An 826-nucleotide genomic window follows, 5' to 3' on the forward strand; every position below is an offset into this window, starting at 1 on the left:
GATTGTGTCGCAAATTTGGAGAGGGGACGCGAAAGGCTCAATCGCTCGGTAGAGCGCTCACGCGGCAAGCAAGTGAAACTGCTCGACGAGCGATGGTTGCCCATTGCAGGCGTACTTTGCCTGTCCTTTGCGCATCATGTGCACCATCTCAATGCCACTCAGGATCACACGGGCAGTGGTCGTGGATTTGAACCCGAGCATCGATCGTACCCGCCGCTTGATGGTACGGTGATCCTGCTCAATGCGATTGTTGAGGTAAGCACTTTGCCGGATGCGGATCGGCTTCAGCTCCCGCCCGGATCGGCCCTCCAGTTGGTTCGTCGCGTCACACGATAGGATGGCTTCTCGATTGGTCTGGCTGCCATCGATCACAACCCGCTCAGGCCGGCCATGGCGCTTCAGCGCCTTGCGCAGAAACCTCTTGGCCGCAATGAGGTTTCGTCGTTCGCTGAACCAGAACTCGACCGTGTCGCCATTGCTGTCGATGGCGCGGTAAAGATAGTTCCATCGGCCCCGGACCTTGATGTAAGTTTCATCCACGTGCCAGTTCCGGCTGACTTTTCGTTTGCGAAGATTGAAGCGCTTGAGCAGTTCGGGCGAGTAGCGAATAACCCACCTGTGGACGGTCGCATGGTCGACGGAGATGCCCCGCTCGGCCATCATCTCCTCCATGTTCCGCAGGCTCAGATTGTAAGCCAAATACCACCGAACGCAGAGCAGGATCACGGATCTATCGAATTGCCTGCCCTTGAACACCGCGTCCCCCCTCACTGTCGCCTCGACGTTGTAGCCGGAACTCTGAAACAAAAAGTTTGCGACACATCCC

1 protein-coding gene is annotated in these 826 nt (G+C 57.1%); it reads right to left on the bottom strand.

The window, feature by feature from the left end; genetic code table 11:
* Positions 1-57: 57 nt before the first annotated feature.
* A complete protein-coding gene (locus JQC81_RS32560; RefSeq protein WP_203275884.1) occupies positions 58-756 on the bottom strand; it encodes an IS6 family transposase in 699 nt (232 codons plus the stop codon).
* Between the last annotated feature and the right edge of the window lie 70 nt (positions 757-826).

Origin of the sequence: Microvirga arabica (assembly GCF_016811235.1) — a bacterium.
GTDB lineage: Bacteria > Pseudomonadota > Alphaproteobacteria > Rhizobiales > Beijerinckiaceae > Microvirga > Microvirga arabica.